Source organism: Nonomuraea lactucae, assembly GCF_003313395.1.
In the GTDB taxonomy this organism is placed as follows: Bacteria; Actinomycetota; Actinomycetes; order Streptosporangiales; family Streptosporangiaceae; genus Nonomuraea; species Nonomuraea lactucae.
The window spans coordinates 1-4,275 of record NZ_QNFZ01000755.1; the positions used below are offsets into that span (position 1 = coordinate 1).

Consider the following 4,275-nt stretch of genomic DNA (forward strand, 5'->3'; position numbering starts at 1 on the left):
GCCAGGTGTCGCGCTCGGCCGGGCCGCTGGCCCACCAGGCGAGCTGGGCGGCGTGCCCGGCCTGGGCCATCGCCTTGCCCGCGGACATGGCCAGGTCCGGGTTGGCCCACAGGACCGGCGAGCCGTCCTCCCCCGCGAGGGGGGAGGTGTCGGTCAGCTCGGTGCCGGACACCTGCAGGCGCGCGAGGTCGCGCGGCCAGTCGTCGAGCGGCACGGGCGGATGGACGCGCACCTCGGCCGTGCGGTGCTCGACCGTGCGGCCGGGCAGCGCGACCGCCCGCCGCCACTCGGCGCCCCTGGCGCGGCGCACCACCTTGCGGATCCTGCCGGTGGACTCCCAGGCATGGACCTCGCCGGCCCACTCCGCCGGGTCGTCGAGCAGGCTCAGCACGGCCATGGCGGCCGCCTCCAGGGCGTCTGTGCGCTCGGGCGGTGCCGCCCTCTCGATCCTGACGACCAGCGGCAGGACCATCAGCTCGGTGTCGTTCATCGCCCTCCAGCATGCCCGATGGCCAGCGACATGCCGGCGGCGAGCAGGCAGAGCAGGCCGGAGCCGTACCAGGCGAGGTCGTAGGCGCCCAGGTGGTCGCGGGTCAGTGCCGCGCCGACGGCCGCGAACGCGGCGCCCACCTGGTGGGCGCCGAACACCCAGCCGAACACGACGGCCCCGTCCGCGCCGTAGATCCTGCGGCACAGCGCCACGGTCGGCGGCACGGTCGCCACCCAGTCGAGCCCGTAGAACACGATGAAGATCAGCATGCTGGGCTCGGCGGTGGCCGCGAACAGGCCCGGCAGGATCATCAGCGACAGCCCGCGCAGCCCGTAGTAGACCCCGAGCAGCACCTTCGGGTCCATCCTGTCGCTGAGCCAGCCGGACGCGATCGTGCCCGCGATGTCGAAGATCCCGATGATGGCGAGCAGCCCGGCGGCGGTCGGCTCGGCCATGCCGTGGTCGTGCGCCGCGGGGATGAAGTGGGTGCCGACCAGGCCGTTCGTGCTGGCGCCGCAGATGGCGAAGCCGCCCGCGAGAAACCAGAACGGGCGGGTCCCGGCCGCCGAGCGCAGCACGCTCAGCGCCCTGACGGCCGCGTTCCCGGTGGCGGGCACGGGGCGGGTGGCGCCCGGCTCGGCGCCGAGGGCGGTCAGGCCCACGTCCTCGGGACTGTCGCGCAGCAGCCACCACACGAAAGGCACCACGGCCAGGGCCGCACCGGCCACGGTCAAGGAGGCCACCCGCCAGCCGGGGCCCGCGGCGAGCCAGGCCAGCACGGGCAGGAAGATCAGCTGCCCGGTGGCGCCCGCCGCGGTGAGCACGCCGGTGACCAGGCCGCGGTGCCGTACGAACCAGCGATCGGTCACCGTCGCCACGAACACGAGCGCCATCGAGCCCGTGCCCAGGCCGACCAGCACGCCCCACAGCAGGAGCAACTGCCAGCTCGCGGTCATCAGGACGGTCAGCCCGCTGCCCGCGGCGACCAGGAGGAGGGCCGCGGCGACCACGCGGCGCATGCCGAAGCGGTCCATCAGGGCGGCGGCGAAGGGGGCGGTGAGCCCGTAGAGCACGAGATTGACCGACACGGCGAGGGAGATCGTGCCCTTGGTCCAGCCGAACTCCTCCTGCAGCGGGGTGATCAGCACGCCGGGGGTGGCCCGGAACCCGGCCGCGCCGAGGATGGCCACGAACGCGACGGCCGCCACGAACCAGGCACGGTGCAGCCGCCGCGCGCGCACAGGGGTGGTCAAGGTCATGGGCCTCATCCTGCGGGCCGGCGCCGACGCCCCGCGAGTGGCCCGGAAGCCATTATGTGAAAGAATCAGGCCATGGCGCACAGGATCGCGGTTCTCGTCCTCGACCACTTCGCCCCGCTCGACCTGGGCGTGCCGGGGCAGGTGTTCTGGTCGGCGGAGTCGCCGACCGGCGAGAAGCTGTACGAGGTGGTGACGTGCTCGCCCGGGCGCCGGCCGGTGCGCTGCTCGGCCGGCTACGCCGTGCTGCCCGACCACGACCTCGACGTGCTCGACACGGCCGACACGGTGCTGGTGCCCGGCATCCACGCCGGGCGGCCCATGAAGGACGGCACGGTGCCCGGCCCGGTCCGCGACGCGCTCCAGGGGAGGGACCGGGTCATGTCGATCTGCACGGGCGCGTTCGTGCTGGCCGCCGCGGGGTTGCTGGACGGGCGGCCCGCCACCACGCACTGGCGCGACGCGACCCGCTTCGCCACGCTGTTCCCGCAGGTGAAGCTGGACCCGTCGGTGCTGTTCATCGACGACGGCGACGTGCTCACCTCGGCCGGCGTGGCCGCGGGGCTCGACCTGTGCCTGCACGTGATCAGGCGCGACCACGGCAGCGAGGTGGCCAACCGCGCGGCGCGCCGCTGCGTCATGCCGCCGTGGCGCGACGGCGGGCAGGCGCAGTACATCGAGCGCCCGCTCCCCGACCCGGTGGACGCCGGCACGGCCGCGACGCGCGCCTGGATGCTCGACCGCCTGGACACGCCGCTCGACCTGGCGACGCTGGCCGAGCACGCCCGCATGAGCGTGCGCACATTCACCAGGCGGTTCCGGGAGGAGACGGGCATGAGCCCGGCCCGCTGGCTGGCCGGGCAGCGGGTCCAGCACGCCCGGCACCTGCTGGAGACGACCGACTTGGGGGTGGAGGAGGTGGCGCGCCGGGCCGGGTTCGGCACCACGGTCTCGCTCCGCCAGCACCTCCACGCGGCCGTCGGCGTCGCCCCGCTCGCCTACCGGCACACCTTCCGCCGCACCCCCCTCTAGCAGGCCCCTGCGGGTGAAAGCGTGGTGGGCCGGGAGGCGAGTGTCGTCGAGCGCGCCGGCCGGCGGCGACCTCGACCAGCTCGCAGGAGGCCCGTCGGTCACTCCGTGACGGCCTGCCAGGACGCCTGGATCAGGGCCCGCTCGGTGGCGGCGAGGTGGGTCGCGGCGGCGAGCCACGCCCACGCGTACCGGTCGGGCCCGGAGTCCGTCAGCCTGCCGAACACGTCGCGGCTCCGGCGATCGGCCTCGGCGGTGAGCGCCTGGACCAGCTCGGCCGCCGCCGGGAACCCGGCGCCTCGCAGCTGGGCCCCCTGCTCGCGGGAGTCACCGCCCCGCGCCGCCTCGGCGACCGCCCGCCTGCCACCGGAGACTCCCAGCTCCACCATCCGCCGGACGCGCCAGAGCGGAGCGCCCGCCACCGGATCCACCTCGCCCCCGGCCTCCGGCTGCCACGGCTGACACACGTCGGGCGGCGGGAGGTGGGCGCCTTGCAGCCGGTCGTACCCGAGATCCGCCTGTTCCCGCCATTCGGGGGGCAGGCGCAGGGTCGCCTCGGCCCCCGGCACCGGTCCCACCGCCAGCGGGCGCAGGGTGGCCGCCCGGCCGGGGTCCACCCTGGCCACTACGCGTACGAGCAGCCCGGGGCGGGACGCGAGGCGCCGCAGGTTGGCGACGTGGGCCAGGTCGGGATGCCCGGCGGCCGGAACCAGCCGGATCAGCGGCCCACCCGTCCGCGGCTGTGCGCCTCTCGCCTCGCCGGACCCTTCGGACATCACGTCCACCGGCAGGAGCTCGCGGGCGAGCACATGGTCACCCGCCGCGCCGATGATCACCAGGTCACACCCGACCGGTTCGTGGGCCCGCTCCTCCGTCTCCTGCTCGCTCCAGGCGTCGCCGGACAGCCGCGCGCCGGCCACCTCGGCGAGCGGGCGGGCGAACAGCGCGGCCAGCGGTCCCGCGGCCCATGACGGGCCCGTGAGAGGGGTGGCGCGCACCCCGCCGCCCGTCCCGATGCGGCCTTCCGGCGACACCGTGGCCCCAGTGATCAAGAGCCCGCCCCGTGCCAGCTGGGCGTGGTTCAGCATGGCCGAGCCGATGGCGACGGTCGCGGTGGCGGCGCCACGTGCCCGGGCCGGGCCGCCGGGCTTGACGTCGGCCACCGAGAACCAGCGGCCGTCCTCCGTGACCAGGTGGGTCACCACCCCCCCGTAGCCGGTGCCGCTGATCACCGGCTCGCGGAAGACGCCGTACACCCGCAGGCTCGCACCAGGCTCGTAGCGGCGGCGGACGGTGCCGGGCAGCGCCGGGTCAGGGTCGGCCATGGCGAGCCTGCCCGCGGTGAGCAGGAGCTCGCGAAGCGCCGACACCAGGTCCCCGAGGCGGTGGCCGTCGTGGCGGTCGCGAGCCGCCCGCAGGCCGCGTACGACACGCAGGGCGGCGGCTTCGGCCCTCGGCAGCCCGGCCAGGCGGGCGGTGTGAGCGGCCCTGAGCAGCTCC

Annotated in this window: 4 protein-coding genes; 1 reads left to right on the top strand and 3 read right to left on the bottom strand. The window is 75.6% G+C overall.

Features of this window, described 5'->3' with window-relative positions; all coding sequences use genetic code 11:
* Both DQW85_RS26765 and DQW85_RS26770 read right to left on the bottom strand, forming a co-directional pair.
* A partial coding sequence (locus DQW85_RS26765) for a peptidyl-tRNA hydrolase (RefSeq protein ID WP_240197446.1) occupies positions 1-490 on the bottom strand: 490 nt, incomplete at its 3' end.
* Positions 487-1,749, bottom strand: a complete 1,263-nt coding sequence (locus DQW85_RS26770; protein ID WP_240197447.1) for an MFS transporter — start codon at positions 1,747-1,749, stop codon at positions 487-489. The genes DQW85_RS26765 and DQW85_RS26770, both read right to left, overlap by 4 nt.
* 72 nt (positions 1,750-1,821) lie before the next feature.
* Here DQW85_RS26770 and DQW85_RS26775 point away from each other — a divergent pair, with 72 nt between their 5' ends.
* Positions 1,822-2,778 (top strand): GlxA family transcriptional regulator, encoded by a 957-nt coding sequence (locus DQW85_RS26775; RefSeq protein WP_113702693.1) that lies wholly within the window; start codon positions 1,822-1,824, stop codon positions 2,776-2,778.
* Between the two features lie 98 nt (positions 2,779-2,876).
* On the opposite strand, the gene DQW85_RS26780 is transcribed toward DQW85_RS26775, so the two are convergent.
* Positions 2,877-4,275: hypothetical protein (locus DQW85_RS26780; protein WP_113702694.1), on the bottom strand; the 1,399-nt coding region annotated here is incomplete at its 5' end.